Origin of the sequence: Streptomyces sp. RKAG293 (assembly GCF_023701745.1) — a bacterium.
GTDB lineage: Bacteria > Actinomycetota > Actinomycetes > Streptomycetales > Streptomycetaceae > Actinacidiphila.
On sequence record NZ_JAJOZB010000001.1, the window covers coordinates 1,821,438 to 1,847,213 of the forward strand.

Genomic DNA, 25,776 nt, shown 5'->3' on the forward strand with positions numbered 1-25,776 from the left:
CCTCCTTCACCGCCGGTGTACCCCCACCCCCACGCTAACGGCGGACGCGCGGCATACCCAGGCCGATCCACGAGATGATCTCCCGCTGGATCTCGTTGTTGCCGCCGCCGAAGGTGAAGATGACCGCGCTGCGGTAGCCGCGCTCCAGCTCGCCGTGGAGGACGGCGCCCGCGGAGCCCTCCTTCATCGGGCCGGCCGCGGCGGCGATCTCCATCAGCCAGGCGTAGGCGTCACGGCGGGCCTCGGAACCGTAGACCTTGACCGCGGAGGCGTCCTGCGGAGTGAGCGTCCCTTGCTGGAGGGCGTCCACCATCTGCCAGTTCAGGAGCTTCATCGCGTCGAGCCGGGTGTGCGTCAGCGCGAGCCGGCGCCGCACCCAGCCCAGGTCGATGACCCGGCTGCCGTCGGCGAGCTTGGTGCCTGCGGCCCAGCGCTGCACGTCGTGCAGGGCGCGGATCGCCATGGTGCCGTGGGCGGCGAGGGTGACGCGTTCGTGGTTGAGCTGGTTGGTGATCAGCCGCCAGCCCTTGTTCTCGGCGCCGACCCGGCGGCTCGCCGGGACCCGGATGTTCTCGTAGTAGCTGGCGGTGGTGTCGTGCGAGGCGAGGGTGTTGATGATCGTGCAGGAGTAGCCGGGGTCGGAGGTGGGCACCAGCAGCATCGTGATGCCCTTGTGCGGCGGGGCCTCCGGGTCGGTGCGCACGGCGAGCCAGACCCAGTCGGCGGTGTCGCCGTTGGTGGTCCAGATCTTCTGGCCGTTGACGGTGTAGGTGCCGGTCTCCTCGTCGCCCTCGCGCACCGCGCGGGTCTTGAGCGCGGCGAGGTCGGTGCCCGCGTCGGGCTCGGAGTAGCCGATCGCGAAGTCCAGTTCCCCGGAGAGGATCTTCGGCAGGAAGTACGCCTTCTGCTCCTCGGTGCCGAACTGCATGATCGTCGGGCCGACGGTGTTCAGTGCCATCAGCGGCAGCGGCACTCCCGCCTGTGCCGCCTCGTCGAAGAAGATGAACTGCTCCATCGGCGACAGCCCCCGGCCGCCGAACTCCGCGGGCCAGCCGATGCCCAGCCAGCCGTCGGCGCCGAGCCGGCGGACGGTGTCCCGGTAGAACTTCTTCTGCGCCGCGGGATCGGCGTAGCGGGCGTAGACGTTGTCCGGCACCAGTCCGGCGAAGTACGAACGCAGCTCCACGCGCAGTTGCTGCTGCTCGGGTGTGTAGTCCAGGTGCACGGCCCCTCCTAAGGTCTCCGGGTCCCCGGTCCCTGCGGCGACGGCGGACAGACTAGAACGCGTTCCAGTAATTCGGAAGGGCTAACGCCGCGCGGCGAACCACGCCGTCACTCGGTGACCGGTGCGGGGCAGGACGGGTCGAAGTCCTGGATCGCCAGCAGGGTGTCCCGCAGCATGCGCACCAGCAGGGACCGCACCACGTCCCGCTCCAGCCCCTGATGGCCGAGCCAGTCCAGGGTCACGCCCTCCACGCACGACAGCCATCCGACCAGCGCGGTGCGCGCGACCACCGGAAGATCCCGGTGTCCGTACGCGCCTTCGGCGATCGCCGCGAGCAGTTCCTCGCGCACCGCGTCGCGGACCGCGTGCACCTCGGCGTCGAAGCCGACACCGCCGCTCACGATCGTGCGGTAGGCGGCCTGGTTGTGCTGGGCGTAGCGCAGATAGCCGTCGACGGTGCGGTGCACGCGTTCGGCGCGCGGCAGGTCGGCGGTGCTGGAGGCACGCACCACGAGCTCCTCGACCGACTCCCGCACGATGGCGAGGTAGTAGCCGCGCTTGTTCTTGAAGTAGTAGTAGATCAGCCCCTTGGCGACGCCCGCGTGCCGTGCGATGTCGTCCATGGAGAGGGCGTCGTACGAGGTGTTGGCGAACAACTTGCGGCCGGTGGCTATGAGTTCGGCTCGCCGCGCCAGGGACCGGTCGGTGCCGCGCGGTCCTCGTGGAACGTCCGTTCCACGCTGTTGACTATTATTCAAAATCGGGCCTACTCTCCAACTGCCACAGGATTTCCGCAGTATGCCAGAAGGCCGCCGGGCGTCACCGCCCTCCGCCGGGTCCCCACGACGGCCCCGGCCGGCTCGCCCTGAGCGCGGACCGGCTCGATCTCAGCGGCAGTCCCGCTGTACCTCACCCGGCTCAGCGGCTGCGTCGAGGGCGTGTTCTGCGTGACCTTCACCCCCGACAGGCTGCCGATGCCGCCCGTCATCCCGCCCGGTGTCTTCCTCACGCACGTGGAGGCGGAGCAGGCCCTCGTGACCTCGGACAGCATCGTCGCGCGGTCGCTGCGGCTGTGGGCGGAGCCCTCGCCGTCCTGGATCATGTGGGGCGGGCGCCGCGCCGGGCCCGCCGCCGGGGTGCCTTCGCCAGGCCCGGTACGTAGGCTGCCAGCGTGCACAGTGGACGCAACGACAGCTGTTGAAGCGGAGGGCCGCACCTCATGAAAATGCTCATCAACGTGGCTGAAAGTGTGGTCGCCGACGCCCTGCGGGGCATGGCGGCCGCCCACCCGGAACTGATCGTCGACGTCGAGCACCGGCTGATCGTGCGCCGGAACGCGCCCGTCGCGGGCAAGGTCGGCCTGGTCTCGGGAGGCGGCTCCGGGCACGAACCGCTGCACGGCGGGTTCGTCGGACGGGGCATGCTCGACGCCGCCTGCCCCGGCGAGGTGTTCACCTCGCCCGTGCCGGACCAGATGGTCCGCGCGGCCGCCGCGGTGGACAGCGGCGCGGGCGTGCTGTTCATCGTCAAGAACTACACGGGCGACGTGCTGAACTTCGACATGGCGGCCGAGCTCGCCGAGGACGAGGGCGTGCAGATCGCCAAGGTCCTGGTCAATGACGATGTCGCCGTCCTCGACAGCCTGTACACGGCCGGCCGGCGCGGTACCGGCGCGACGCTCTTCGTCGAGAAGCTCGCCGGCGCCGCGGCCGAGGAGGGCGCACCGCTGGAGCGGGTCGAAGCGCTCGCCCGGCGGGTCAACGAGTCCTCGCGCAGCTTCGGCGTGGCGCTCAGCGCCTGCACGACCCCCGCCAAGGGCAGTCCCACCTTCGATCTGCCCGCCGGTGAGCTGGAGCTGGGCGTCGGCATCCACGGCGAGCCCGGCCGCGAACGGCGCGGGATGATGACGTCGGGCGAGATCGCCGATGTCGTCGTCGACGCGGTGGTCGAGGACCTGCGGCCCGACGCGCCGGTGATCGCCCTCGTCAACGGGATGGGCGGCACCCCGCTGCTGGAGCTGTACGGCTTCAACGCCGAGGTGCACCGGGCGCTGGCCGAACGCAAGGTACCGGTCGCCCGCACCCTGGTCGGCAACTATGTGACGTCCCTCGACATGGCCGGCTGCTCGGTGACCCTGTGCCAGGTGGACGAGGAGCTGCTGCGGCTGTGGGACGCCCCGGTCTCCACCCCGGGCCTGCGCTGGGGCTGCTAGGCCACGGCCGCGAACAGCGCTAGCGCTGAAGCTGCGAGGTCGTGGCCGCGAACCAGCCCTCGCGCTGGTGCTGCTGATCGCGGCCGTGCCCCAGGCCCTGTCGCACCCGACTCCATGGACACGCCCCGTAGAGAGGACCGCATGAACGCATCCACGGCTCCCGGCCCGGTGGTCGACGCCGACTTCCTGCGCCGCTGGCTGGCGACGGCGGCCGCGGTCGTCGACCGCGAGGCGGACCGGCTGACCGAACTCGACTCCCCCATCGGCGACGCCGACCACGGCAGCAACATGCGGCGCGGTTTCACCGCGGCGCACGCGGCGGTGGAGCTGGAGCCGCCGCAGACCCCGGGCGGGGTGCTCACCCTCGTGGGCGCGCAGCTCATCAGCACCGTGGGCGGGGCGGCGGGCCCGCTGTACGGCACGCTGCTGCGCAGAGCGGGCAAGGCGCTGGGCGACGGCACCCCGGCCACCCCCGAGGAGTTCCGCGACGCCCTGCGGACCGGGGTCGAGGCGGTCGGGAAGCTCGGCGGGGCCGTACCGGGCGACAAGACGATGCTCGACGCGCTCGTCCCGGCGGTGGAGGCGCTGTCCTTCGCGCTCGACTCGGGCGCCGGGCTCGCGGACGGCCTCGCCGCCGCCCGGATCGCCGCGGACGAGGGCGCGGCGGCGACCGTGCCGCTGCAGGCCCGCAAGGGGCGCGCGAGCTATCTCGGCCCGCGCAGCATCGGACACCAGGACCCCGGCGCGACCTCGGCGGCGCTGCTGGTCGCCGCGCTCGCGGACACCGCGGCGGAGGCGGTGGCATGAGCGGCGGTCTGGTCGGCATCGTCCTGGTGTCGCACAGCGCGGCGGTCGCCGAAGCGGTCGGCCTGCTCGCCACGGGGCTGGCCGGCGGCGGCGCGGTCGCGCCCGTCGCCCCGGCGGGCGGCACTCCCGACGGTGGGCTGGGCACCAGCTCGGATCTGATCGCGGCGGCGGCGCACTCCGTGGACCAGGGCGCCGGGGTGGCGGTCCTGGTCGACCTGGGCAGCGCCGTGCTCACCGTCAAGGCGATGCTGGCAGAGGAGGACGAAGTTCCCCCGGGCACCCGGCTCGTCGACGCGCCCTTCGTCGAGGGCGCGGTCGCCGCAGTGGTCACCGCGTCCGCCGGGGCGGACCTGGCGGCGGTCGTCGCCGCGGCCGAGGAGGCGTACACGTACCGCAAGGTGTGACCGGCCGCCGCCCGGCGGGTCCCCCGCGCGAGCGGGCGGCACGTCGGGCGGACGGCCCGTCCGGTGGCCCGTCGAGCGGCGGGCGCACCGGCTACCCGGGGGGGCGGAACCCGCACGGGGACGCACCGGTTTCGGCCATCACGTCCCACCGGGCCCATGCGGCGCTTAGCCCCCACCAGATCGGGCAGGCATGGTGCGGCCGTGTCAGGTTCGATCCGGAGGGTCCTCGTATGAAGCGCAAGCAATGGGCTTTGCTCACCGCCGCCGCCGTTCTCCCGCTCAGCCTGACGACGGCCGCGGCCGCCGACGATCCGCCACCGGCGCCCGCCCCCTGCGCGTACACCGCGGCCGTGCCCGCCGACAACTTCAAGGGGATACCGGTCTTCGACGCGCGGAAGGCCGCGAGACCGTACAGCGCGACGCTGAAGACCGGTCAGGGCTCCATCACCGTCAAGATGCTGACGGACAAGGCGCCGTGCACCACGTACTCGTTCCGGTTCCTGGCCGAGCGCGACTACTTCAACCGCTCGCACTGTCACCGCCTCACCACCCAGCGGCTGTACGTGCTGCAGTGCGGTGACCCGACCGGCACCGGGAGCGGCGGACCAGGGTACTCCTTCCCCGACGAGAACCTGACGGGCGCCACCTACCCGGCCGGGACGCTGGCGATGGCCAACGCCGGCCCGAACACCAACGGCAGCCAGTTCTTCTTCGTCTGGAAGGACACCAAGCTCTCCCCCGCCTACACCCCGTTCGGCAAGGTCACCGCGGGTCTCGACGTCCTGCAGAAGATCGCCGCGGCCGGCGAGGACGACCAGAACGGCCCCGGCGACGGCTACCCGACGCTTCCGGTGGACATCAGGAAGGTGCAGATCAGCACCAGGTGACGGCGGGACCGGCCCCGGCACCCCCGGGGCCGGCACCACGCCCGAGCTGACCGCCACCGTCCCCCGCAGTCATGCCAATTGGTGACCAAGTATCACGATCCCACCTGTAGCGTGGTGATCCGGATCTCCGCGGGAGTACGCATGGGTGGACCGGACGACACGTCGGCGAGCGGGACGGAGGAGACCGGTCCGCCTTCAGCGGCCGCCGGATTCGGGGCGGCCGGATTCGGGGCGGAGCTGCGCCGGCTGCGGGGTGAGCGCGGGCTGTCGCTGACCGCGCTCGCGCAGCGGATCCACTACAGCAAGGGGTATCTCAGCAAGATCGAGAACGGTGGCAAGCCGCCCACCCCCGATCTGGCCCGCCGGTGCGACGAAGAGCTGCTGGCCGGGGGCGCGCTGGCGCGGCTGGTGCCCGAGGTGCCACCGGCCAGGGCCCCGGAGCCGGACGATCCGCGGAACGCGGTGTGCCCCTACCCGGGGCTCGCGGCCTTCCGCCCGCAGGACGCGCGGTGGTTCTTCGGCCGGGACCGGGCCACCGCCCAGCTGCTCGAACAGCTCGCCGGCCGGATCGGCGGCGGGCCGCTGGCGGTGATCGCCCCCTCCGGCGCGGGGAAGTCCTCGCTGCTGCGGGCCGGGCTGGTACCGGCGCTGGAGCGCGGTGCGCTGCCCGTCGCGGGCTCACGGGGCTGGCCGGTGGTGGTGTGCACCCCCACCCCGAACCCGCTGAAGGAGCTGCTGCGTTGTGTCACGGAGGCCCTGGGGACCGGCCTCGACGTGACCCCGGAGGAGCTCTCCGAGCAGCCCGGCCGGCTGGCGGAGATCCTGCGTCCCGTCCTCGGCGCCGCGCGGCTGGTGCTGCTGGTCGACCAGTTCGAGGAGACGTTCACGCTCTGCGCGGACGAGGCGGAGCGGCACGCCTTCGTCGCCGTGCTCTGCTCCGTCTCCCGGGCCGCGACCGGCGGCGGGGAGCCGCCCGCCGTGGTGGTGCTGGGGATGCGGGCGGACTTCTGCGGGCGCTGCCTCGAACACGAGGAGCTGGCGGCGGTCTTCACCCACGGGCTGTTCGCGCTGGGCCCGATGACGGCGGCCGAGCTCCGGGAGGCCGTCGTCCGCCCCGCCGAACGGGCGGGGCTCGCGCTGGAGCCGGGCCTGGTCGAACTGCTGCTGCGGGATCTGGAGGTGCGCGGCGCCTCGCGCGGGACGGCGGCCGGCGCGCTCCCGCTGCTCTCCCACGCGCTGCTCGTCACCTGGCAGCAGCGCAGCGGCCGGACGCTGACCGTGACGGGGTACGAGACGACGGGCGGCATCCACGGGGCGATCGCCCGGTCGGCCGAGGAGGTCTTCGGCCGGCTGCGGCCGGCCGAACAGGACCTCGCCCGGCGCATCCTGGTCCGGCTGGTGCACGTCGGCGACGGTGACGTGGAGTCCCGGCGCAGGGCGGACCGCGATCCGCTACTGGAGCAGCTGCCGGACCGGCGGGCCGCCGAGGCGACGCTCGACGCCTTCGTGCGGGCCCGGTTGCTGACCGTCGACCGGGACGCCGTGGAGATCACCCATGAGGCGCTGCTGCGCGCCTGGCCCCGGCTGCGCGGCTGGATCGACAACGACCGGGCGGGGCTGCTGATCCATCAGCAGCTCGCCCAGGCCGCGGGCGAGTGGGTGCGGGAGCTGCGCGACCCCGGGCTGCTGCACCGCGGCAACCGGCTGGCCGTCGCGCGGGAATGGGCGGAGCAGACCGACGGCCGCGCGGAACTCGGCCCGCACGAGGCGGAATTCCTGGACGCGAGTCTGGTGGAGGAGCGGGGCCGCCGGACCGCCGCGCGGCAGCAGGCCACGATCCAGCGGCGGCTGCTGGTCACCCTCGCGGCGCTGCTGGTCGTCGCGGTCCTCGCCGGCAGCCTCGCGTTCCAGCAGCGGTCGCGCGCCTTCGACGAGCGCCGGGTCGCGCAGTCGCAGGAGATGGCGGTGCGGTCCGGCGCGCTGGCGACCGGGCAGCCGGAGGCGTCGATACTGCTGGCCGCCGCCGCGTACCGCACCGCGCCGACCACCGAGGCGCGCGGCGCCCTGCTCAGCACGCAGTCCCAGTACTTCGCCGGCCGGCTCAGGGGCCACACGGGACCGGTCAACGCGGTCGCGTTCAGCCCGGACGGCCGGCTGCTGGCCTCGGCGAGCTCGGACGGCACCGTGCGGCTGTGGGGCGTCGCGGACCACCGGACGGTGGCGGCCCTCACCGGGCACGGCGCTCCGGTGCGCTCCGTCGCGTTCAGCCCGGACGGCCGGCTGCTGGCCTCGGCGGGCTCGGACGGCACCGTGCGGCTGTGGGGCGTCGCGGACCACCGGGCGGCCGGGACGCTGACCGGTCACAGCGGCGGCGTCCGGGCGGTCGCCTTCGCGCCGGACGGCGCGACCCTCGCCTCCGGCGGGTCGGACGGCACCGTCCGGCTCTGGGACGTGGCGGGCCGGCGCCTGCTGACGACGCTGACCGGCCACACCGACCAGGTGCTCTCCGTCGCCTTCGCGCCGGACGGCAGAACCCTCGCCTCCGGCAGCGCCGACCGCACCATCCGGCTCTGGGACGTCGCGGGCCGGCAACCGCTGACGACCCTCACCGGCCACAGCGACGACGTCCTCTCCGTCGCCTTCGCGCCGGACGGCAGAACCCTCGCCTCCGGCAGCGCCGACCGGACCGTCAGACTCTGGGACGTGGCCGGGCAACGACCGCTCGCCACCCTCACCGGCCACAACGACGACATCAACGCGGTGGCGTTCAGCCGGGACGGCAGCGCGGTCATCAGCACCAGCGGCGACGGCACCGCCAAGCTCTGGGACACGGCGACCCACCGGGTGACGGCCACCCTCGCCGGACACACCGACTACGTGCTGTCCATCGCCGTCGGGCCGGGAAACCTGCTGGCCACGGCGGGTTTCGACCAGTCCATCGTGCTGTGGGACCTGGGCAGGTCCGCGCTCACCACGCGTCCGTTCGCCGAGCTCTGGCAGTCCGCGTTCTCCCCGGACGGCCGGCTGCTGGCCTCCGCCGGCGCGGACCGCACCGTCAAGCTCTGGGACGTCGCCCACCGCCGGCTGCTCGCCGACCTCACCGGCCACGACGGATCCGTCTTCGCCGTCGCCTTCTCCCCCGACGGACGACTCCTCGCCTCCGCCGGCGCGGACCGCACCGTCAAGCTCTGGGACGTCGCCCACCGCCGGCTGCTCGCCGACCTCACCGGCCACGACGGATCCGTCTTCGCCGTCGCCTTCTCCCCCGACGGACGACTCCTCGCCTCGGCCAGCGCGGACGGCACCGTCAAACTGTGGGACGTGGCGCGGCGCCGGCTCATCACGGACCTCACCGGGCATCAGGACTTCGTGAACACCGTCGCGTTCAGTCCGGACGGGCGGACGCTGGCCAGTGGCAGCGACGATCTGACGGTGCGGCTGTGGGACGTGGCCGGCCGCCGGGCCGGCGCCGTGCTCCGGGGGCACAGCGGTTCGGTGCGGGGCGTGGCGTTCAGCCCGGACGGCCGGACCCTGGCCAGCGGAGGCAACGACGGGACCGTACGGCTGTGGGACCCGAGCGGGCACGGCGCCGCCGACCGCACCGCCGAACTGTCCGGCCACAGCGGCGCGGTGCGCGCGGTGGTCTTCAGCCCGGACGGCCGGACACTGGCCGGCAGTGGCAGCGACGGCACCGTACGGCTGTGGGACACCGGCGCGCGGCGGCTCACCGCCACCCTCACCGGCCACAGCGGCGCCGTCTGGGGGGTCGCCTTCGACCCCCGGCAGCCGATGCTGGCGAGCAGCAGCAACGACGGCACCGTGCGGCTGTGGAACGTCGATGTGCGGCAGCGCGGCGCCGAGATCTGCCGGCTGGCAGGAGGGGCGGACCGGACGCGCTGGGCGCAGTTGCTCCCCGGCGTGCCGTACCGACCCGTCTGCCCGTCATGACAGCGCCGTCCGGAGCCGATCAGCGCTGATCAGGGCTGTTTCCCCAGGTGTTTCCCGTTTCCCGTCGGATCAGGAGACGGGCGGGTCCTCGACAGCGACCGGCCCGCCGCACAGGCTCGGAGGGCAGCAACCGAACCGCAGCGACCGGACTTTCGGCGGGACGAACGGGGACCAGGAATGCGACACACCCGACACAGGATCACCCGGCACAGGATCACCCGGCACAGGATCACCCGGCAGAGGATGCAGACGATCACCAGGGCGGCCACCGCCCTGTGCGTACTGGCGCTCAGCGGCTGGCCGGCCGTATCGACCGCCCAAGCGACCACATCGGCCCCGGTGCGGGCCGCGGCGGCGGCCGGCACCTGCGACGTACTCGCGCCGGGCTCCTCGGCCGTGGCGGAGAAGGCGGTACGGGCGGCCTGCGGGCAGATCGGCGTCTGGTACTCGTGGGGCGGCGGCCACGGTGCCCAGCCCGGTGCCACCTACGGACAGGTGGACCCCAGCGACCCCGCCAGCAACCACGACCCCGAGCGGCGGGGCTTCGACTGCTCGGGGCTGGTGCGGTTCGCCTACGCACAGGCCACCGGGCAGGACATCCTCAACGGCACCTCCCGGAGCCAGTTCAACACCACGCACGCGTCGGCGCGTTTCAGTGCCGCCCAGGGCACCGCGCCGCTGCGCCCCGGTGACCTGCTGGCCTACGGCAACGGCGGCGCGATCCACCACATCGCCGTCTACCTCGGCGCGGGGAAGATGGTCGAGGCCCGGCAGTCGGGCACTCACGTCATGGTCAGCGACGCCCGGGTGGGCGGCGACTACGCCGGGGCGGTCCGGATCGACGGCGCCGCGGCGCCGGGCGGTGGCTTCAGCACCTGGGGCACCGACGTCTGGACGCACGCCGACGCGTCGACCACGAGCGCGCGGGTGTACAAGTTCGCCGGCCCGACCTCGGTGAAGATCAGCTGTCAGAAGCACGCGCAGTCGGTCACCGCCGAGGGCTTCACCAACGACGCCTGGTCCTATCTGCCGGACTACCGCGCGTGGATCACCAACATCTACATCAAGGGTCCCGCCTGGCTCGACGGCGTACCCACCTGTCCGTGAGGGCGTAACGCCCTGAGCGCGTAACCCCGTAAGGGCGTAACGAAGCCCCGGACCACACACACGTCCCACCTCACCCCAGGCACCACCACACCCATCATCTGGAGGAGTCATGTCCGCACGCAGCAGGTTCGTCCTCGCGCTGGCCGCCACCGCCCTCACCGCGGGGCTGACGGCCGCCGTCCCCGCCTCGGCCGCGCCCGCGGCACCCGCCCCGCACGCCCAGGCCGCCGCCGACTGCAGCATCTGGGCGGACGGCCGCCTGCACTGCGGGAACGCGGCCGGAGCGAAGGGGTACGCCGACCGTTCGTACAACTCTGCGGTCAGGGGGCAGCTGAACTCGACGTTCAGCTGGTTCCAGTGCTGGGGCCACGGCGACCGGCACGCGGGCGGCAACGACATCTGGTACTGGACGCAGCTCGACAACGGCCAGTGGGGCAACGTGCCGGCCGTGAGCGTCAAGACGCCGGTGGACCCCGCTCCTGGCCTGCGCGAGTGCTGATCTGACGACCCGCCGGCCTCCGGTCGGCGGACAGCACGGTGGGCCGACCCGGATCCGGGTCGGCCCACCGTGCTGTCCGTCCGCGGAGGTCAGGCCACGTCGCCGAGGGCGCGCAGCGCCGTGACGGCGATGCCGTGGTCCTGCTCGGGGGCGCCGCCGCCGAGGCCGATCGCACCGATCAGGCGCCCGCCGCGGTGGACGGGCACGCCGCCCGCGATGAACAGCAGCGGCCGGTCGAGGGCGGTCGGCAGGGTGTGGAACGGGGCGCCGGGCTGGACGGCCCCCACCAGGTCCGCGGTCGGGGCGTTCAGCTGCAGCGCGGTGAACGCCTTGCGGGTGCTGGTCTCACCGGAGATCAGCACCGCGCGGTCGTCGCGCCGGAAGGCCAGCAGGTGCCCGCCGGCGTCGAGAACGCTGACGCTGACCGGTACTCCGGCGGTCTCCGCGGCGGCGCGCGCGGCTTCGACGAGGGCCTCGGCGTCCTGGACGGTCAGCGGGAAGACGGCGGTGGGGGTGACGGTGCTCATGGGGGTGTCTCTCCTCAGTGGGGTGGTGCGATGACGCGGCAGGATCCTGCGGTGGGCGACCGGACGGTTCAGAGGTGGGCCGGGACGGACACCGGCTCCTGCCCGGCGGACGGGGTGGCCGCGGCGGGCACGCTGCCGGCGGCGAGCCGGCCGCGGGCGGTGGTCCGGCGCTCCAGGGAGCCCGACACGATCGCGAGCACCAGCGCCGCGGCGGCGAGCGCGCCGCCGACCCAGTTGGGCGCGGTGTAGCCGAGCCCCGAGGCGATGACGATGCCGCCGAGCCAGGCCGCGAGGGCGTTGCCGAGGTTGAAGGCGCCGATGTTCACGGCGGAGGCGAGGGTCGGGGCGCCGGCCGCCTGGTCCAGGACGCGCTTCTGCAGCGGCGGGACGGTCGCGAAGCCCAGGGCGCCGATCAGCAGGATGGTGACGGCGGCCGTGATCTTGTTGTGGGCGGTGAAGGTGAACAGCGTCAGGACGACGGCGAGGGAACCCAGCGTCACGTACAGCATGGGCATCAGGCGGCGGTCGGCGTACCGGCCGCCGATCAGGTTGCCGCCGACCATGCCGAGGCCGAACAGGACCAGCAGCCAGGTGACGGAGGTGTCCGCGAAGCCGGCGACGTCGGTCATCATCGGCGTGATGTAGGTGATGGCGGCGAAGACCCCGCCGAAGCCGAGCACGGTCATCGCCATCGCGAGCAGCACCTGGACGTTGCGGAAGGCGGCAACCTCGTGGCGCAGCCGTACCCCTTCGGGCCGGGGCTGTTCGGGCAGCAGCTTGGCGATGCCGAGCAGGCCCAGGACGCCGAGGCCAGCGACGACGAAGAAGGTGGTGCGCCAGCCGAAGTTCTGGCCCACCAGGGTGCCGAGCGGCACGCCGACGACATTGGCGACGGTCAGGCCGGTGAACATCATCGCGATGGCTCCGGCCTTCTTCGCCGGGGCGACCAGGCCGGCCGCGACCACCGCGCCGATGCCGAAGAACGCGCCGTGCGCGAGGGACGCGACGATCCGGCCGGCGAGCATCACACCGAAGACCGGGGCGACCGCGGAGATCACGTTGCCCGCGATGAACAGGCCCATCAGCAGCATCAGCATGCGCTTGCGGGAGATCCGGGTGCCGAGGACGGTCATCAGCGGGGCGCCGAGCACCACACCGAGCGCGTACCCGGTGACCAGGAATCCGGCGGTCGGGATCGAGACGCCGTAGTCGGCGGCGACCTCGGGCAGCAGCCCCATGATCACGAACTCGGTGGTGCCGATCCCGAAGGCCCCGATAGCGAGGGCCAGGAGTGCGAGAGGCATGGGGTTCACTTCCCAGTAACGTTGCGGGTGCGCCTTACGAGACTCCACAATAATTGCAGACGCGTTTCATTGCAAACGCGGGCTATCGCGGAAGTGCTCTATCCTGTGCTGTATGCGCGCGCACGCCCGCACCTCGCCGCAGAAGGGACCCACCATGACCGCCACCGACCCCGCACTCACCGGTCTCGCCCAGGGCTGGTGGGCCCTGTCGCTGCTGCACGGCCGGATCGAGGCGCACATCGAGCGGGCGCTGCAGGCGGGGCACGACCTGAGCGTCCGCGAGTACTCCCTGCTCGACGTCCTCAGCCGCCAGCACGACGGCGAAGGCGGCCACCTGCGGATGCACCAGGTCGCCGACTCCGTCGTCCTCAGCCAGAGCGCGACCACCCGGCTGGTCTCCCGGCTCGAGGACCGCGGGCTGCTCTCCCGCTATCTGTGCCCGACCGACCGCCGCGGCATCTACACCAACGTCAGCGAAGCCGGTCTGCAACTGCTCGCCGAGGCCCGCCCGACGAACGACGCCGCCCTGCGCGAGGCCCTCGACGAGGCCGCGAAGAACCCCGAACTGACCCCCCTGGCCAACGCCGTCGAATCACTGGGCGCGCCCGCCTGAACCGCCCGGGAGCGCTCCGGGGCGGGCGGCCCGCCCCGGAGCGCGCACCGCACCGCGGTCACTCCATCGTGAAGTCCGCGAAGTCGAACCCGGGGGCGACGACGCACGTCACCAGGACCGGCTCGTCACCCGCGGGCTCGGCGGACTGCCAGTACCCGCCGGGCACGAGGAACTGCGGCCGCTCCCCGTTCTCGACCCCGCTCCCGAGCACCGCCTCGACGGCCCCGGACTCGTCCGGCCGCTCACCGTCGCCGCCCAGCCGCATCCGCAGCGGGCCGCCGCGGTGCCACAGCCACAGCTCGTCGGAGCGCACCCGGTGCCACTTCGAGACCTCGCCCGGGTGCAGCAGGAAGTAGATGCCGGTCGCGAACGCCCGCGGCCCCGGATACCCGGCAGGAACCGCCTCACCAGGGGCCTTCCAGGTCTCCCGGTACCACCCGCCCTCGACATGGGGTTCCAGACCGAGCAGCGCGACCAGTTCAGAGATATCCGTCATGGACCCAGCCTCTCGCACTCGACGCGGCATGGGGCCGGCGCGCACAGGGTGCGGCGGGACTGTGGTGTCCCACCACATGGGTCAACGGACCAGCTGTTCCTACGGTGTGGCAGCACCCGGATAATCCGTCCCCGCCCGGAAGTGGAAACCATGACTGCCCAGGCCCCCGCGCCACCCACCCCCGGCTCGCTCCGGCGCATCGTCGCCGCGAGCCTGATCGGCACCACCATCGAGTGGTACGACTTCTTCCTCTACGGCTCCGCCGCCGCCCTGGTGTTCAACAAGCTGTTCTTCCCGGGCTCCGATCCGCTGGTCGGTACGTTGCTGTCGTTCCTGACGTACGCGATCGGGTTCGCCGCCCGGCCGGTCGGTGCGCTGGTGTTCGGGCACTTCGGTGACCGGCTCGGGCGTAAGAAGCTGCTGGTCATCAGCCTGTTGATGATGGGCGGCGCGACGTTCTGCATCGGGCTGCTGCCGACCCACGCCACGGTCGGCAGCGCCGCGCCGGTGCTGCTGACCGTGCTGCGGCTGGTGCAGGGTTTCGCGCTCGGGGGTGAGTGGGGCGGGGCCGTGCTGCTGGTGTCGGAGCACGGGGACGCGAAGCGCCGCGGGTTCTGGGCGTCGTGGCCGCAGACCGGGGCGCCCGCCGGGCAGTTGCTGGCGACGGGGGTGCTCTCCGCACTGACCGCGCTGATGTCGGACTCGGCGTTCCTCGCCTGGGGCTGGCGGATACCGTTCCTGCTCTCCGGCCTGCTGGTGATGGTGGGGCTGTGGGTTCGGCTGTCGGTCGACGAGTCGCCGGTCTTCAAGGCGGCGCTGGCCAAGGCCGCGGCTCGGACGTCCGGGGATCCCGTCGAACGCATGCCGCTGGTGTCCGTGTTCCGCGACCACTGGCGCGATGTGCTGGTCGCGATGGGCGCCCGGATGGCGGAGAACATCAGCTACTACGTCATCACCGCGTTCGTCCTGGTCTACGCGACCACCCACGCGGGGCTCGGCAAGCAGACCGCGCTCAACGCCGTACTCATCGGCTCCGCCGTGCACTTCGCGGTGATCCCGGCCTGGGGCGCGCTGTCCGACCGGATCGGCCGCAAGCCCGTGTACCTGCTGGGCGCGGCCGGGGTGGGGCTGTGGGCGTTCCCGTTCTTCCGCCTCATCGACCGCGAGAGCTTCGGCTCGCTGGTGCTCGCGATCACCGTCGGGCTGATCTTCCACGGCGCGATGTACGCGCCTCAGGCGGCCTTCTTCTCGGAGATGTTCTCGACCCGCATGCGGTACTCGGGAGCCTCGATCGGCGCCCAGTTCGCCTCGGTCGCGGCCGGCGCCCCGGCACCGCTCATCGCGACCGCGCTGCTGAAGGACTACGGGACGTCCACCCCGATCTCCCTGTACGTGGTCCTCGCCGCCGTCGTCACCCTGGTCGCCGTGGCGCTCGCCAAGGAGACCCGCGGCCGGGACCTCACCGCGGTGGAACCGGAGCGGGAACGGGCCGCGGAGCCGGCGTCCGCGGCCACCGCCGCGACCGCGCCGCGCTGACCGCGGGAACGATGGACCGGCCGGTCCGCGACCAGGAGGGTGGTCGCGGACCGGCGGCGGTTCAGCCCGCGCCGCCCAGCCGGTGCAGGCGCAGGGCCAGTTGGAGTTCGAGGGCGCGTTCCGGATGCTGCCAGTCGGGGCCGAGCAGCTGGGCGACGCGCTCCAGGCGCTGGGCGACGGTGTTGACGTGGACGTGCAGCGCGTCCTTGGTGCGGGCCGGGCTCATCCCGCTCGCGAAGTACGCGCCGAGGGTACGGACCAGGTCGGTGCCACGCCGGCTGTCGTAGTCGGTGACCGCGCCGATGGTCCGCCGGACGAAGCCCTCGACATCGCGGGAGTCGGCCAGCAGCAGGCCCAGGAAGCCGAAGTCCTCGGCCGCGGCGCCCTCTCCGCCGCGGCCGAGCACCCGCAGCGCGTCGACGCAGCGCTGCGCCTCGGCGTATCCGGCGGCGACCGCCTCGGGGTCGGCGGCCGGGGCGGGGACGCGGGTGGACGCGCCGACGGTGACCTCGGCGTGGACGGCCGCGCCCAGTTGGACCGCCAGCCGGCGGGCGGTCGTCGACGCGTCGACGCCGTCCTCCAGGGGCAGCAGCAGTACGGTGCCGCCGTCCCGGGCCGCGGCCAGGCCGTGCCGGGTGGCGGCGACGTGCGAGGCGGCGGACCACAGCCGCTGGCGGTCGGCGGTGGCCCCGTCGGCGGGCCGGGCGGCGAGCACGACATGCGGTACGTCGAGGTCGGCACGGAGCCGGCCGGCCCGTTCGCGCAGCAGCCGGGGATCGCGGTGCGGCGCGTCCAGCAGGTCGTCGAGGAGCTCGCCCCGGAACCGCTGCTCGGCCTCGCCCGCGGTGCGCCGGGCGAGCAGCAGCAGTGCGGTGACCATGGCGGCGCGTTCCAGGGTGCGCTGGTCGACGGGGTCGAGTCCGGGGTGGCCGCGCAGCACGAGGGCGCCGAGGAGTTCGCCGCCCGCGGTGACGGCGGCGGTCCAGGTGTCACCCTCGCGCACCGCGTGGCCGTCGGCCCGGGAGCGGGCGACTGCGGCCGCGAGCGCGGCGGGCACCGGCTCACCGCCGGTACCGGTGCCGGTGACCTGGACCGTTCCGGAGAGCACTTCGGCGACGGCGGCGGCCACGTCGTCGACCCCGCCGCCGCGCAGCACCAGCTCGGTGAGCCGGTCGTGGACCTCGGAGGCCCGTTCCAGGACGGCGCTGTGCGTGCGGATGGTGTCGTTGGCGGCGCCGAGGCCGTCGAGCGCGGAGCGGGTCTCCTCCAGCAGGTTGGCGGTGTCGATGGCGACGGCCGCCAGGGAGGCGAGCGACGCGAGCAGGGCGATCTGCTCGCGTTCGAAGACCCTGATCCGCCGGTCCGCGGCGAAGAGCACCCCGATGACCCCGCTGCCCAGGGCGAGCGGCACGCCGAGGATGGCGACCAGGCCCTCGTCACGGACCCCGGAGTCGATGGTGTGGGTGTGCCGGAACCGCTCGTCGTCGAAGTAGCTCTCGGTGACGTACGGCATGGCGGTCTGGGCGACGAGCCCGCCGAGCCCGGCGCCCATCGCGAGCCGCAGGCTCTGGAAGCGGGCGGACACCGACCCTTCGGTGACCCGCATGTAGGTGTCCCCGGCCCGGGGGTCGTTGAGGGTGAGGTAGGCGACGTCCGTGCCCAGCAGCGAGCGGGCCCGCTGCACGATGGCCTGCAGTACCGCGTCCAGATCGCGCAGCCCCGCCAGGTCGCCCGCGGTCGCGAAGAGCGCCGACAGCTCCGCCTCGCGGCGCCGCCGCCCCTCCAGCTCGTCCCGGACCCGCAGCGCCAGCCGCTTGGCGCGTTCGAGCTCCGCGAGCCGGGTGACGGGCGCACCGTCGGCGCGGGCGCGCAGCACCGGGCGCTCGTACTCCTCGGCCGGCGCGCCCCGCGCGAGGAGCCGCAGGTAGGGGGCCTCGGACGGTTCGTCGACTGCCGGGTGATCGCCATTCATGGGCCCAGGCATACCGGCCCGCCCGCCTCCGGCGCCAGCGGTGTTCAGTGGGCGGTCCATCCGCCGTCCATCGTGAGGGAGGCGCCGGTGATGAAGGAGGCCTGTTCCGTGCAGAGGTAGGCGGCCAGTTCCGCGACCTCGGCCGGCTCCACCAGCCGTTTGACGGCCGAGTCCGCCAGCAGGATCTCGGTCACGACGCGCTCGGGCGCGATGCCGTGCGCGGCGGCCTGGTCGGCGATCTGCCGCTCCACCAGGGGGGTGCGGACATAGCCGGGGCACAGGCAGTTGGACGTCACGCCGTGCGGCGCGCCTTCCAGGGCGGCGGTCTTGGACAGCCCTTCGAGACCGTGCTTGGCGGAGACGTACGCGGACTTGTACGGGGAGGCCCGCAGCCCGTGCACGGAGGAGACGTTGACGATGCGGCCCCAGCCCTGCCCGTACATGTGCGGCAGCGCCCCGCGGATCAGCCGGAACGGCGCTTCCAGCATGACGCGCAGGACGGTGGAGAAGACGTCGGGCGGAAAGTCCTCGATGGGGCGGACGAGTTGCAGCCCGGCGTTGTTGACCAGGATGTCGGTGCCGGCGGCGGCCTGCTCGGCGGCGTCGAGGTCGGTCAGGTCCAGCAGCAGGGTCTCCACGGAGCCGGGCCGGCCCGCGGCCTCCTCGTGCAGCGCGGCGAGCCCTTCCGCGTCCCGGTCGACGGCCCGCACCTTGGCCCCGGCGGCGGCCAGCCGCAGGGCGCAGGCCCGGCCGATGCCCCCGGCGGCCCCGGTGACGAGTGCGGTGCGGCCGCCGAGGTCCGCGGCGGAAGGCGAGATCAGCGTCATGCTGGGCAGGCTAGGCAGCGATCGCCCGCTGACCGATGTCGGCCGCACCCACACTTCGGCTCCCCCGGGTGTGGCCCGGCGCCATGGGTGCTCAGCGGCCGGGGAGCCCGGGGTCCGGGGCCGGGACGAACCAGGCCGCCGGTTCGTCCTTGAGGGCGAGCGCGATGCGCTCCCGGTGCAGCGGCGCGAGTTCCGGCAGCGTGTCGGGGGCGAACCAGCCGACGTCGAGCGACTCGTCGTCGTTGACCTTCGCCGTGCCGCCGACGGCCCGGCACAGCAGCACCACGTCCATGTACTGCGCGAGGTGCCCGTTGGGGTACTCGATCACCTGGTTGGTGAAGACGCCGAGGATCCGCTCGACGACGGCGACCACCGCGGTCTCCTCCTGGATCTCCCGCACCGCGGCCGCGGCCGGCTGCTCCCCCGGCTCGGGAATGCCGGCGATCAGCGCCCAGTGCCCGGTGTCCGAGCGGCGGTTCAGCAGCACTCTGCCGTGGTCGTCGAAGACCACCATGACGACGCCGGGCATGAACAGCAGCGTGTTGCCCGCCTTGGCACGGATGGCGCGGATGAACTCGGGAATCGGCATCCTCCGAGCCTAACGAGAGCCCCTGATCGTCACACCAGCACCAGGGCTACCAAGTGGCGGATCGTTCCTGCACTACATATCCACAACTCACCACCTGAGCCGTTACGGTGACCGGGACAGCGCCTACGCGGGGACCGGACGGCGACGGCACCCCGTCGCGTCCAGGTGGCGTCAGGGGGTACCGGGGATGAGAACGGCGACCGGCGGGGCGTCAGGAGCGATGCGTGCGGACGGCCGGGACGGCCCGGAGGAACGCGTTCAGGGCAGCAGGACCGACGCGCTCGGCGTCGCCGTGCTCGTCGGCTGCGCCACCTGGTCGCTGATCGCCGCGGCGGGCCGGCCGGCCCGCCCCGAAGGCCTGCTGCTGGCGCTGCTCGCGGTCACCGCCGGATACGCGGCGGGCCGGATCGCGGGCGCCCTGCTGCCCGTCGCGGCCCCGGCGGGCATGGCGCTCGCGATCGTCGTCGCGACCCTGGTGATGCCCGGCCGGCTCTCCGGCACCGCCGATACGCCGCCGCTGGGCTACCCGAACGCCGACGCCGCACTGCTGGTCCTGGCCACCGGCGCCGCCTGCTGCGCCGCCTGGAGCGCGCCGTCCCCGCCACTGCGACTGGTGCTGCGCGCACTCGGAGCCGGCGCGGGGGCGCTGGCGCTGGCCCTCGGCTCCACGGCCGGATTCGCCGCGTCCGTCGGCGTGCTGCTGTGCTCGCTGGCCGCCTCGCACATGCGGCGGCGGCTGCTGGCCCTGGTGGGGTTCGCGCTGGCGACCGCGATCGCGGTCGGCGGCACGTACGCGGTGGCCACCGACACCCTGCCGTCCGGCCTGTCCGCCTCCCTCGCCGGACAGCTGACCGCACCCCGCGTCGAGCTGTGGCGCGACGCGGTGGGAATGGCCGAGGACCATCCGGTGCGCGGCGTCGGCCCCGACCGCTTCCGGGTGGAGAGCGGCGGCGCCCTGACGGCCACCGAAGGACCGCCCACTCCCCAGTCCGCCGTCTTCCAGGTGGCCGCGGAACAGGGCCTCCCCGGCCTCGCCCTTCTCGGAGCGGCGTTCGCCTGGGTCCTGTGCACGCTGTGGCGCTCCCCGCGCTCCACCCCGGTCGTCCTGACCGCCGGAGCGGCCCTGACGGGGCTCGCCATGCTCGCCACCGTCGACCACGTGCTCAGCTACGCCGTGGTGACCGCCGCGGCCGGCATCCTGGCGGGCCTGGCGGCGGCGCGTCCGCTGCCGGACTAGCCGGGGGCCCGGCGGTGCTGTGGGCCGGGGCCCGGACGACAGGCCCTAACCGGCCCGCGACCCCAGTCCCACCCACTGCCGGATCGCCGCCACGGCACCCTCGGCGTCGTCCACCGTCACGGTGAAGACGTGCCCGCTGCCCAGCACCAGCACCACCCCGGGCCCGCGGCGTACGACGACCGCGGTGCCCATTTCGGGCCGCCAGCGGTAGCCCCAGCCGCCCCAGGTGCGGGGGCTGACGAGGGGGGCGAGGTCGGCGGAGCTGACCTGGTCCAGGGGGATGCGGCGGCGCGGTACGCCGATGTGGCCGCAGCGCACGTAGAGGCCTTCGCGGTCCACCGTCACCCGCACATGGGTGAATGCGACCGTGCCGAAGAGGACCAGCAGCCCGACGGCCACACAGCCCACCACCGACATGACCAGCGGCGCCAGACCGGAGGTGTACGGGCCCTCCACGGCCAGCTCGATCCCGAGCGCCATACAGGCGGCGCCGGCGGCCGCGGGCAGCCACTGCATACGGTTGTGGGCGCGTCCTGTCCAGACCTGGGGCCAGATCTGGGGCGCGGGCGCGTCTCCCTGAGGAGCTTCCGTCATGCTGCGCAGCCTACTCAGCTACCGGCGAGTCGGCAGCCTCATGACGCGGGCGGATGAACCCGGCCGGACGGACCCGGACGGGAGGGGTTCAGGCCGACGGGCTGAGCCGGATGCGGCCCGCGCCGAGCGCCGCGCCTTCCGGGTAGGCCAGCGCGGACACGGGAAGCTCGGACCGGCGGCCGCTGAGGATCACCGTCAGGCTGCCGGACGGCTCCGCCGCCGGGTCGGGAAGCGCGCCGAGCCTGCGCAGGGCCTGGGCGGCGACCGCCTCCGCCGACCCGAGCAGGGTGACGGCGGGACCGCCGGCCCGCTCGACGGCGGCGCGGATCCGCTCCGTCACCAGCTCGTAGTGCGTACAGCCCACGACCACGGCGCGCACGTCGTGCGGCGTACGGGCCGCCGCGACGGCGATGGCCGCGTCGATCGCCGCGTCGTCGGCGTGCTGGACGGCGTCCGCCAGCCCGGGGCACGGCACTTCCGTCACCGCCGCCCCGTTGCCGAACTCCTCGATCAGCCGGCGCTGGTAGGCGCTGCCGGTCGTCGCGGGTGTGGCCCAGATGGCCACCGCCCCGCCGCCCGCGGCGGCGGGCTTGATGGCGGGCACCGTCCCGATCACCGGCACGGCCGGCTCCAGCTCCGCCCGCAGCGCGGCCAGGGCGTGCACGGAGGCGGTGTTGCACGCCACGATCAGCGCGTCGGGGCGGGTTTCCGCGGCCGCCCGCGCGCAGGCCAGCGCATGTTCCGTGACGTCCTCGGCGGTGCGCGGTCCCCACGGCATCCCGTCGGGATCCGAGGACAGTACGAGGTCGGCGTCCGGCCGCAGCCGGTGCAGCGCGGCGGCGGCCGCCAGGAGGCCGATTCCGGAGTCCAGCAGCGCGATCTTCACCCGGTCACCTTATGCGACGACCGCCCGCGGCCCTCAGGGAGTGGGGGTCCGGGCGCGTCCGGACCCCACGTGGCGCGGTTGCGGCAGACTGCGGCAGGTGACGGTGCTGACGTGGGTCGCTGGGGTGTCGCTGCTGGCGTGGGTGTGGCTGCTGCTGGCGCAGGGGTTCTTCTGGCGGACGGATGTCCGGCTGCCGGGGCCGGCGGCCGACCCCGGCGGCGGGGCCGGAGCGTGGCCGACGGTGGCCGTCGTCGTGCCCGCCCGTGACGAGGCGGCCGTGCTGCCGCTGAGCCTGCCCTCGCTGCTGGCGCAGGACTATCCGGGCCGGGCCGAGGTCTTCCTGATCGACGACGGAAGCACGGACGGGACCGGTGACACCGCCCGCTCGCTCGGCGCGCTGCACGGCGGGCTGCCGCTGACGGTGGCCTCGCCCGGCGAGCTCCCGGCGGGCTGGACCGGGAAGCTGTGGGGCGTACGGCACGGCATCGCGCTGGCCACCGAGCGCACCGGAGCGGAGTATCTGCTGCTCACGGACGCGGACATCGCGCACGAGCCGGATTCGCTGCGCGCGCTGGTGGCGGCGGCGCGGGCGGCGGACCTCGACATGGTGTCGCTGATGGCCCGGCTGCGCGTGGAGACGGTCTGGGAACGGCTGATCGTCCCGGCGTTCGTCTACTTCTTCGCCCAGCTGTACCCGTTCCGCTGGATCAACCGTCCGGGCGGCAGGACGGCCGCCGCGGCCGGCGGCTGTGTGCTGATCCGCCGCTCGGCCGTCGAGGCGGCCCGGGTGCCGGAGTCGATCCGGCACGCGGTGATCGACGACGTCGCGCTGGCCCGCGCGGTCAAGGGCGGCGGCGGCCGTATCTGGCTGGGGCTCGCGGACCGGGTGGACAGCGTGCGCCCGTACCCGGACCTGGGCGAGCTGTGGCGGATGGTCTCGCGCAGCGCCTACGCGCAGCTGCGGCACAATCCGGCGGTCCTGGCGGCGACCGTCGCCGGGCTCGTCCTCGTCTATCTGGTGCCGCCGCTGGCGGCGCTGGGCGGTGCGGCGGCGGGGGCCTGGCCGCTGTGCGCCCTGGGCGCGGCCGCGTGGGCGGTGATGACGGCGACCTATCTGCCGATGCTGCGCTACTACCGGCAGCCGCTGTGGCTGGCGCCGCTGCTCCCCTTCACCGCGGCGCTGTATCTGCTGATGACCGTCGATTCCGCGGTGCAGCACTACCGCGGCCGGGGCGCGGCCTGGAAGGGCAGGACCTACGCGCGTCCCGACGCCTCGGTGTAGACGGCGGCCAGCCGCGCGCCGACGGCGTCCGGTCCGAAGTGCCGCCGGGTCCGGTCCGCGAGCGCCGCGGGCTGCCGCCGCGACAGTTCCGCGGCGGCCTCGACCAGTGCGAGGGCAAGGGCCCGCGGACCGGCGGCCGGTACGAGGATGCCGCCGTCGCCGCCGACGAGTTCGGGCAGCGCCCCGGTGCGGCCGCCGACGACCGGGGTGCCGCAGCACAGCGCGTCGAGTGCCGTCGTGCCGAAGCCGCTGACGTGCCGCGGGTCCACGAAGAGGTCGGCGTGCGCGAGGGCGTGCAGGGTCTCCTTCCGGCCGAGGTCACCGGTGAGGACGGCGGCGCCGTCGGTCCCGGCGCGCCGGAGGTGGTCCCGGACGGCGCCGAGCCCGGGTCCGTCACCGATGATCCGCAGCCGTAACCGCGCATCCTTGCCGAGCGCTTCGGCGAAGGCGTCGACCAGTACGTCCCAGCCCTCGTTCCCGACGAGCGGGCCGGCGGCCACGATGCGCACCGGGTCCTGGCGGATCCGCGCCCGGGCGGGAACGTCCGGCAGCGCCCCGGTGTCCACGGGGTGCGGCACCAGGAGATGGCGGCCGGGGAGCCCGAGTTCACCGAGCCGGGCGAGCAGGACGTCACTGACGGGCAGGACCGCGGCCGCCTCCCGGTACAGCCGGGCCGCGCGCCGCCGGTCGAGCAGTCCGGGGAGCGGCCGCGTCGGGTGGCCGAGCCAGCGGCGGTCGTGCTCGGACAGGACGTACGGGATGCCGGTGGTCCTGGACAGCCACGGCAGCTGACCGGCGGCGCCCGGGGCATGGCCGTGCAGGACGTCGATCGCGCCGCACTCCACGGTCTCGATCCGGAGGACGGCCTCCATGCGGCCCGCGGTGGCCCGCTGCCCGGCGGCGCTGTCGGCCGGACGGCTCCGGCTCCCCTGCGCGGCCTCGATCTCGTACCGGTGCGGGCACCGCTCATCGCGCCCGGCGAACGGCAGTCCCGGCAGCGGCGGGGTGCTCAACGCGCCGACGGTGACCAGCTCGACGACATCGGCGACCGTGGCCGCGGCCCGGTGCCAGGCGTCCGGCCGCCGTGGCCCGTCCGGTCCTGACAGCATGGCGACCCGCACGGCCTCACCCCTTGTGACTCCTCACGGAGCGCGGCGGAAACCTCCCGGAATCCACCGCTCCGGGGCGCCACTGTGGCACAGCGGCGCCCCCGTCAGGGCCGGTTCCGCGCGCTCCGGGTCACTTACGGCCGGGCGTCCAGTTCATGCCCCATCCGTAGGCGTAGTCGACCGTGCGCTGCGGGCTCACCCCGCGCTGCGGCACCAGGTAGCGCGCCTCGCGCTGCACCACCAGGTCACCGCCCTGGTTGGTGATGAGCGCGAGGGCGCAGACGTTCGACGGCACGGTGCACTCGTCGAGCGAGAAGTCGATCGGGGCGCCGTTCAGCGGCTGGAGGGTGACGGTCGCGTGCAGTCCGGCGAAGCTGCGCGCGCCTTCGTAGATCGTCACGAAGATGAGGATCCTGCGGAACGCCTGCTTGTGGTCCAGGTTGATGGTGAGGTTCTCACCGGACTCGGAGCCGCCGGTCCTGTCGTCACCGTCCAGGTGCAGGTACGGGGGCTGGTGCAGCGATCCGAACGCGTTGCCGAGCGCCTGGATCACGCCCTTGCTGCCGTCGGCGAGTTCGAACAGCGCGCACAGGTCGAGGTCGAGGTCCGAGTGGAAGGCCGACGGCTTTCCGCTCTTGCGCCCCCAGCCCTTGAACTGTTTGTGCATCTGCCAGCTCAGGTTCACCCGCATCGCGCCGGAGACGCCGCCCTGCTTGGTGAGGGAGACCGACGGCGCCTCCTTCGTCAGCGTCACCTTCGTGAGCCGCACGGGCTGCGGCGCGGCCGGCGGAGCGGCCGGCGGCTGCACCGGCGGGGGCGGTGCCTGGTACTGCTGCGGAGGGGGCGGCGGTGCCTGGTACTGCTGCGGCGGCGGCTGGTACGCCGGGTGCGGCTGCGGCGGGGCCTGGTAGGGCTGCGGCGCCACGGGAGCGGGAGCGGTCACCGGTGCGGGCGCGGCGGGCTCGTCGACCGAGATCCCGAAGTCCGTGGCGAGCCCGCCGAGTCCGCTGTCGTAGCCCTGGCCCACCGCGCGGAACTTCCAGGCGCCCTGCCGGCGGTAGAGCTCGCCGAGCACGAACGCCGTCTCCACGGACGCGTCGGTGCTGTCGAAGCGGGCCAGTTCCGCGCCGTTCGACGGGTCGCTGAGGCGGATGTGCAGACCGGGGACCCGCCCGAAGGTCCCGCCGTCACTGGAGGCGACGAGCACGATGGTCTCGATGGCCGGTTCCACACCGCTGAGATCGACGGACAGGGTGTCCGTCACCGCGTCACCCGCGGTGCGCTTGCCCTCGTGCCGTACGGCACCGGACGCGTGCGCGGGCTGGTTGTAGAAGACGAAGTCGGCGTCGGATCTGACCTTGCCGCCCACCAGCAGCAGGGCGGAGGCGTCCACGTCCGGGACACCGGGACCGGTACGCCATCCCAGCTCCACGCGGACCGCCGGCACGGACACCGGCACGTTCGTGCCCTTGCGCATCGTCATGCTCTCCCCTTTTGCACGGTGCCGTCCACCGTAGCCCGGACCCACGACCGCCGGACATACGCTGCCGCCGCGCGGTCGGGAGCGACCGCCGGTAACGCCCCGCGGGCACGGCTTTTACGCGATCTCAACGCTCAATGATGACCGATTTTCGTTGATTCGCTCGTATTGGGGATCGACCGTCACTCACAGCACACAAAACAACCTACTAATCGGTCTCCCCAACCGGCACATC

Annotated in this window: 23 protein-coding genes; 11 read left to right on the forward strand and 12 right to left on the reverse strand. The window is 73.6% G+C overall.

The genetic code is table 11. The annotated features are described in order from the left end of the window. Nucleotides 1–34: 34 nt before the first annotated feature. Entirely contained in the window at nt 35–1,225 is a 1,191-nt protein-coding gene (locus LNW72_RS07915) for an acyl-CoA dehydrogenase family protein (RefSeq protein WP_250974747.1), read from the reverse strand. Nucleotides 1,226–1,332: 107 nt separating this feature from the next. Beyond that, nucleotides 1,333–1,983: a TetR/AcrR family transcriptional regulator gene (locus tag LNW72_RS07920; RefSeq protein WP_250974748.1), complete on the reverse strand. Its 651-nt coding sequence runs from the start codon at nt 1,981–1,983 to the stop codon at nt 1,333–1,335. A gap of 461 nt (nt 1,984–2,444) precedes the next feature. On the opposite strand from LNW72_RS07920, the gene dhaK reads away from it, so the two are divergent. From dhaK to LNW72_RS07955, 7 genes are all read left to right on the forward strand, one after another. Continuing rightward, a complete protein-coding gene (dhaK, locus tag LNW72_RS07925) occupies nt 2,445–3,437 on the forward strand; it encodes a dihydroxyacetone kinase subunit DhaK (protein WP_250974749.1) in 993 nt (330 codons plus the stop codon). Between the two features lie 141 nt (nt 3,438–3,578). Then, nucleotides 3,579–4,244, forward strand: coding sequence for a dihydroxyacetone kinase subunit DhaL (dhaL, locus tag LNW72_RS07930; RefSeq protein ID WP_250974750.1), 666 nt, complete (start codon nt 3,579–3,581; stop codon nt 4,242–4,244). Then, nucleotides 4,241–4,648, forward strand: a complete 408-nt coding sequence (locus LNW72_RS07935; RefSeq protein ID WP_250974751.1) for a PTS fructose transporter subunit IIA — start codon at nt 4,241–4,243, stop codon at nt 4,646–4,648. The genes dhaL and LNW72_RS07935 overlap by 4 nt, the downstream gene beginning before the upstream one ends. 230 nt (nt 4,649–4,878) lie before the next feature. Then, a complete protein-coding gene (locus tag LNW72_RS07940) occupies nt 4,879–5,535 on the forward strand; it encodes a peptidylprolyl isomerase (protein ID WP_250974752.1) in 657 nt (218 codons plus the stop codon). Between the two features lie 141 nt (nt 5,536–5,676). Continuing rightward, the gene (locus tag LNW72_RS07945; RefSeq protein WP_250974753.1) at nt 5,677–9,483 is read left to right on the forward strand and encodes a helix-turn-helix domain-containing protein; all 3,807 of its coding nucleotides are present in this window, start codon (nt 5,677–5,679) and stop codon (nt 9,481–9,483) included. 243 nt (nt 9,484–9,726) lie between these two features. Continuing rightward, a complete protein-coding gene (locus LNW72_RS07950) occupies nt 9,727–10,590 on the forward strand; it encodes an NlpC/P60 family protein (protein WP_250974754.1) in 864 nt (287 codons plus the stop codon). A 109-nt stretch (nt 10,591–10,699) separates the two neighbouring features. Then, nucleotides 10,700–11,089, forward strand: coding sequence for a hypothetical protein (locus tag LNW72_RS07955; RefSeq protein ID WP_250974755.1), 390 nt, complete (start codon nt 10,700–10,702; stop codon nt 11,087–11,089). 89 nt (nt 11,090–11,178) lie between these two features. On the opposite strand, the gene LNW72_RS07960 is transcribed toward LNW72_RS07955, so the two are convergent. After that, a complete protein-coding gene (locus LNW72_RS07960; protein ID WP_250974756.1) occupies nt 11,179–11,616 on the reverse strand; it encodes a heme-binding protein in 438 nt (145 codons plus the stop codon). A 68-nt stretch (nt 11,617–11,684) separates the two neighbouring features. Next, nucleotides 11,685–12,920: an MFS transporter gene (locus LNW72_RS07965; RefSeq protein ID WP_250974757.1), complete on the reverse strand. Its 1,236-nt coding sequence runs from the start codon at nt 12,918–12,920 to the stop codon at nt 11,685–11,687. 154 nt (nt 12,921–13,074) lie between these two features. On the opposite strand from LNW72_RS07965, the gene LNW72_RS07970 reads away from it, so the two are divergent. Next, on the forward strand, nt 13,075–13,533 hold the full coding sequence (locus tag LNW72_RS07970) for a MarR family transcriptional regulator (protein ID WP_250980053.1): 459 nt from the start codon (nt 13,075–13,077) through the stop codon (nt 13,531–13,533). 58 nt (nt 13,534–13,591) lie between these two features. On the opposite strand, the gene LNW72_RS07975 is transcribed toward LNW72_RS07970, so the two are convergent. Further along, a complete protein-coding gene (locus LNW72_RS07975) occupies nt 13,592–14,029 on the reverse strand; it encodes a cupin domain-containing protein (RefSeq protein WP_250974758.1) in 438 nt (145 codons plus the stop codon). A 150-nt stretch (nt 14,030–14,179) separates the two neighbouring features. Between LNW72_RS07975 and LNW72_RS07980 the strand changes: the two genes are divergently transcribed. Beyond that, a complete protein-coding gene (locus tag LNW72_RS07980; RefSeq protein ID WP_250974759.1) occupies nt 14,180–15,565 on the forward strand; it encodes an MFS transporter in 1,386 nt (461 codons plus the stop codon). A gap of 61 nt (nt 15,566–15,626) precedes the next feature. Here LNW72_RS07980 and LNW72_RS07985 read toward each other — a convergent pair whose 3' ends face one another. From LNW72_RS07985 to LNW72_RS07995, 3 genes are all read right to left on the reverse strand, one after another. After that, nucleotides 15,627–17,537 carry a helix-turn-helix domain-containing protein gene (locus LNW72_RS07985; protein ID WP_308401906.1) on the reverse strand — a complete coding sequence of 637 codons (1,911 nt, stop codon included), beginning with the start codon at nt 17,535–17,537 and terminating at the stop codon, nt 15,627–15,629. A gap of 44 nt (nt 17,538–17,581) precedes the next feature. Next, nucleotides 17,582–18,364, reverse strand: a complete 783-nt coding sequence (locus LNW72_RS07990; RefSeq protein WP_250974761.1) for a 3-hydroxybutyrate dehydrogenase — start codon at nt 18,362–18,364, stop codon at nt 17,582–17,584. 91 nt (nt 18,365–18,455) lie between these two features. Continuing rightward, nucleotides 18,456–18,953, reverse strand: coding sequence for an NUDIX domain-containing protein (locus LNW72_RS07995; protein ID WP_250974762.1), 498 nt, complete (start codon nt 18,951–18,953; stop codon nt 18,456–18,458). 187 nt (nt 18,954–19,140) lie between these two features. Here LNW72_RS07995 and LNW72_RS08000 point away from each other — a divergent pair, with 187 nt between their 5' ends. After that, entirely contained in the window at nt 19,141–20,190 is a 1,050-nt protein-coding gene (locus LNW72_RS08000) for an O-antigen ligase family protein (protein ID WP_250974763.1), read from the forward strand. Nucleotides 20,191–20,235: 45 nt separating this feature from the next. On the opposite strand, the gene LNW72_RS08005 is transcribed toward LNW72_RS08000, so the two are convergent. Together LNW72_RS08005 and LNW72_RS08010 are read right to left on the reverse strand one after the other, a co-directional pair. Continuing rightward, complete coding sequence (locus tag LNW72_RS08005; protein ID WP_250974764.1) at nt 20,236–20,784, reverse strand: hypothetical protein; 549 nt, start codon at nt 20,782–20,784, stop codon at nt 20,236–20,238. 88 nt (nt 20,785–20,872) lie between these two features. Beyond that, nucleotides 20,873–21,670 (reverse strand): glutamate racemase, encoded by a 798-nt coding sequence (locus LNW72_RS08010; RefSeq protein WP_250974765.1) that lies wholly within the window; start codon nt 21,668–21,670, stop codon nt 20,873–20,875. A gap of 97 nt (nt 21,671–21,767) precedes the next feature. On the opposite strand from LNW72_RS08010, the gene LNW72_RS08015 reads away from it, so the two are divergent. Next, entirely contained in the window at nt 21,768–22,952 is a 1,185-nt protein-coding gene (locus LNW72_RS08015; RefSeq protein WP_250974766.1) for a glycosyltransferase, read from the forward strand. On the opposite strand, the gene LNW72_RS08020 is transcribed toward LNW72_RS08015, so the two are convergent. Both LNW72_RS08020 and LNW72_RS08025 read right to left on the reverse strand, forming a co-directional pair. Continuing rightward, a complete protein-coding gene (locus LNW72_RS08020; RefSeq protein WP_250974767.1) occupies nt 22,925–24,073 on the reverse strand; it encodes a glycosyltransferase in 1,149 nt (382 codons plus the stop codon). The two genes, LNW72_RS08015 and LNW72_RS08020, sit on opposite strands and share 28 nt — an antisense overlap. A gap of 118 nt (nt 24,074–24,191) precedes the next feature. Continuing rightward, the gene (locus tag LNW72_RS08025) at nt 24,192–25,538 is read right to left on the reverse strand and encodes a TerD family protein (protein ID WP_250980054.1); all 1,347 of its coding nucleotides are present in this window, start codon (nt 25,536–25,538) and stop codon (nt 24,192–24,194) included. Nucleotides 25,539–25,776 lie beyond the last annotated feature (238 nt).

Excerpts from the sequence above, each read along its gene's own strand:
- dhaK (WP_250974749.1), top strand. The coding sequence starts at position 2,445 with ATGAAAATGCTCATCAACGTGGCTGAAAGTGTGGTCGCCGACGCCCTG.
- dhaL (WP_250974750.1), top strand. The coding sequence starts at position 3,579 with ATGAACGCATCCACGGCTCCCGGCCCGGTGGTCGACGCCGACTTCCTG.
- LNW72_RS07935 (WP_250974751.1), top strand. The coding sequence starts at position 4,241 with ATGAGCGGCGGTCTGGTCGGCATCGTCCTGGTGTCGCACAGCGCGGCG.
- LNW72_RS07940 (WP_250974752.1), top strand. The coding sequence starts at position 4,879 with ATGAAGCGCAAGCAATGGGCTTTGCTCACCGCCGCCGCCGTTCTCCCG.
- LNW72_RS07945 (WP_250974753.1), top strand. The coding sequence starts at position 5,677 with ATGGGTGGACCGGACGACACGTCGGCGAGCGGGACGGAGGAGACCGGT.
- LNW72_RS07950 (WP_250974754.1), top strand. The coding sequence starts at position 9,727 with ATGCAGACGATCACCAGGGCGGCCACCGCCCTGTGCGTACTGGCGCTC.
- LNW72_RS07955 (WP_250974755.1), top strand. The coding sequence starts at position 10,700 with ATGTCCGCACGCAGCAGGTTCGTCCTCGCGCTGGCCGCCACCGCCCTC.
- LNW72_RS07960 (WP_250974756.1), bottom strand. The coding sequence starts at position 11,616 with ATGAGCACCGTCACCCCCACCGCCGTCTTCCCGCTGACCGTCCAGGAC.
- LNW72_RS07965 (WP_250974757.1), bottom strand. The coding sequence starts at position 12,920 with ATGCCTCTCGCACTCCTGGCCCTCGCTATCGGGGCCTTCGGGATCGGC.
- LNW72_RS07970 (WP_250980053.1), top strand. The coding sequence starts at position 13,075 with ATGACCGCCACCGACCCCGCACTCACCGGTCTCGCCCAGGGCTGGTGG.
- LNW72_RS07975 (WP_250974758.1), bottom strand. The coding sequence starts at position 14,029 with ATGACGGATATCTCTGAACTGGTCGCGCTGCTCGGTCTGGAACCCCAT.
- LNW72_RS07980 (WP_250974759.1), top strand. The coding sequence starts at position 14,180 with ATGACTGCCCAGGCCCCCGCGCCACCCACCCCCGGCTCGCTCCGGCGC.
- LNW72_RS07985 (WP_308401906.1), bottom strand. The coding sequence starts at position 17,537 with ATGAATGGCGATCACCCGGCAGTCGACGAACCGTCCGAGGCCCCCTAC.
- LNW72_RS07990 (WP_250974761.1), bottom strand. The coding sequence starts at position 18,364 with ATGACGCTGATCTCGCCTTCCGCCGCGGACCTCGGCGGCCGCACCGCA.
- LNW72_RS07995 (WP_250974762.1), bottom strand. The coding sequence starts at position 18,953 with ATGCCGATTCCCGAGTTCATCCGCGCCATCCGTGCCAAGGCGGGCAAC.
- LNW72_RS08000 (WP_250974763.1), top strand. The coding sequence starts at position 19,141 with ATGAGAACGGCGACCGGCGGGGCGTCAGGAGCGATGCGTGCGGACGGC.
- LNW72_RS08005 (WP_250974764.1), bottom strand. The coding sequence starts at position 20,784 with ATGACGGAAGCTCCTCAGGGAGACGCGCCCGCGCCCCAGATCTGGCCC.
- LNW72_RS08025 (WP_250980054.1), bottom strand. The coding sequence starts at position 25,538 with ATGCGCAAGGGCACGAACGTGCCGGTGTCCGTGCCGGCGGTCCGCGTG.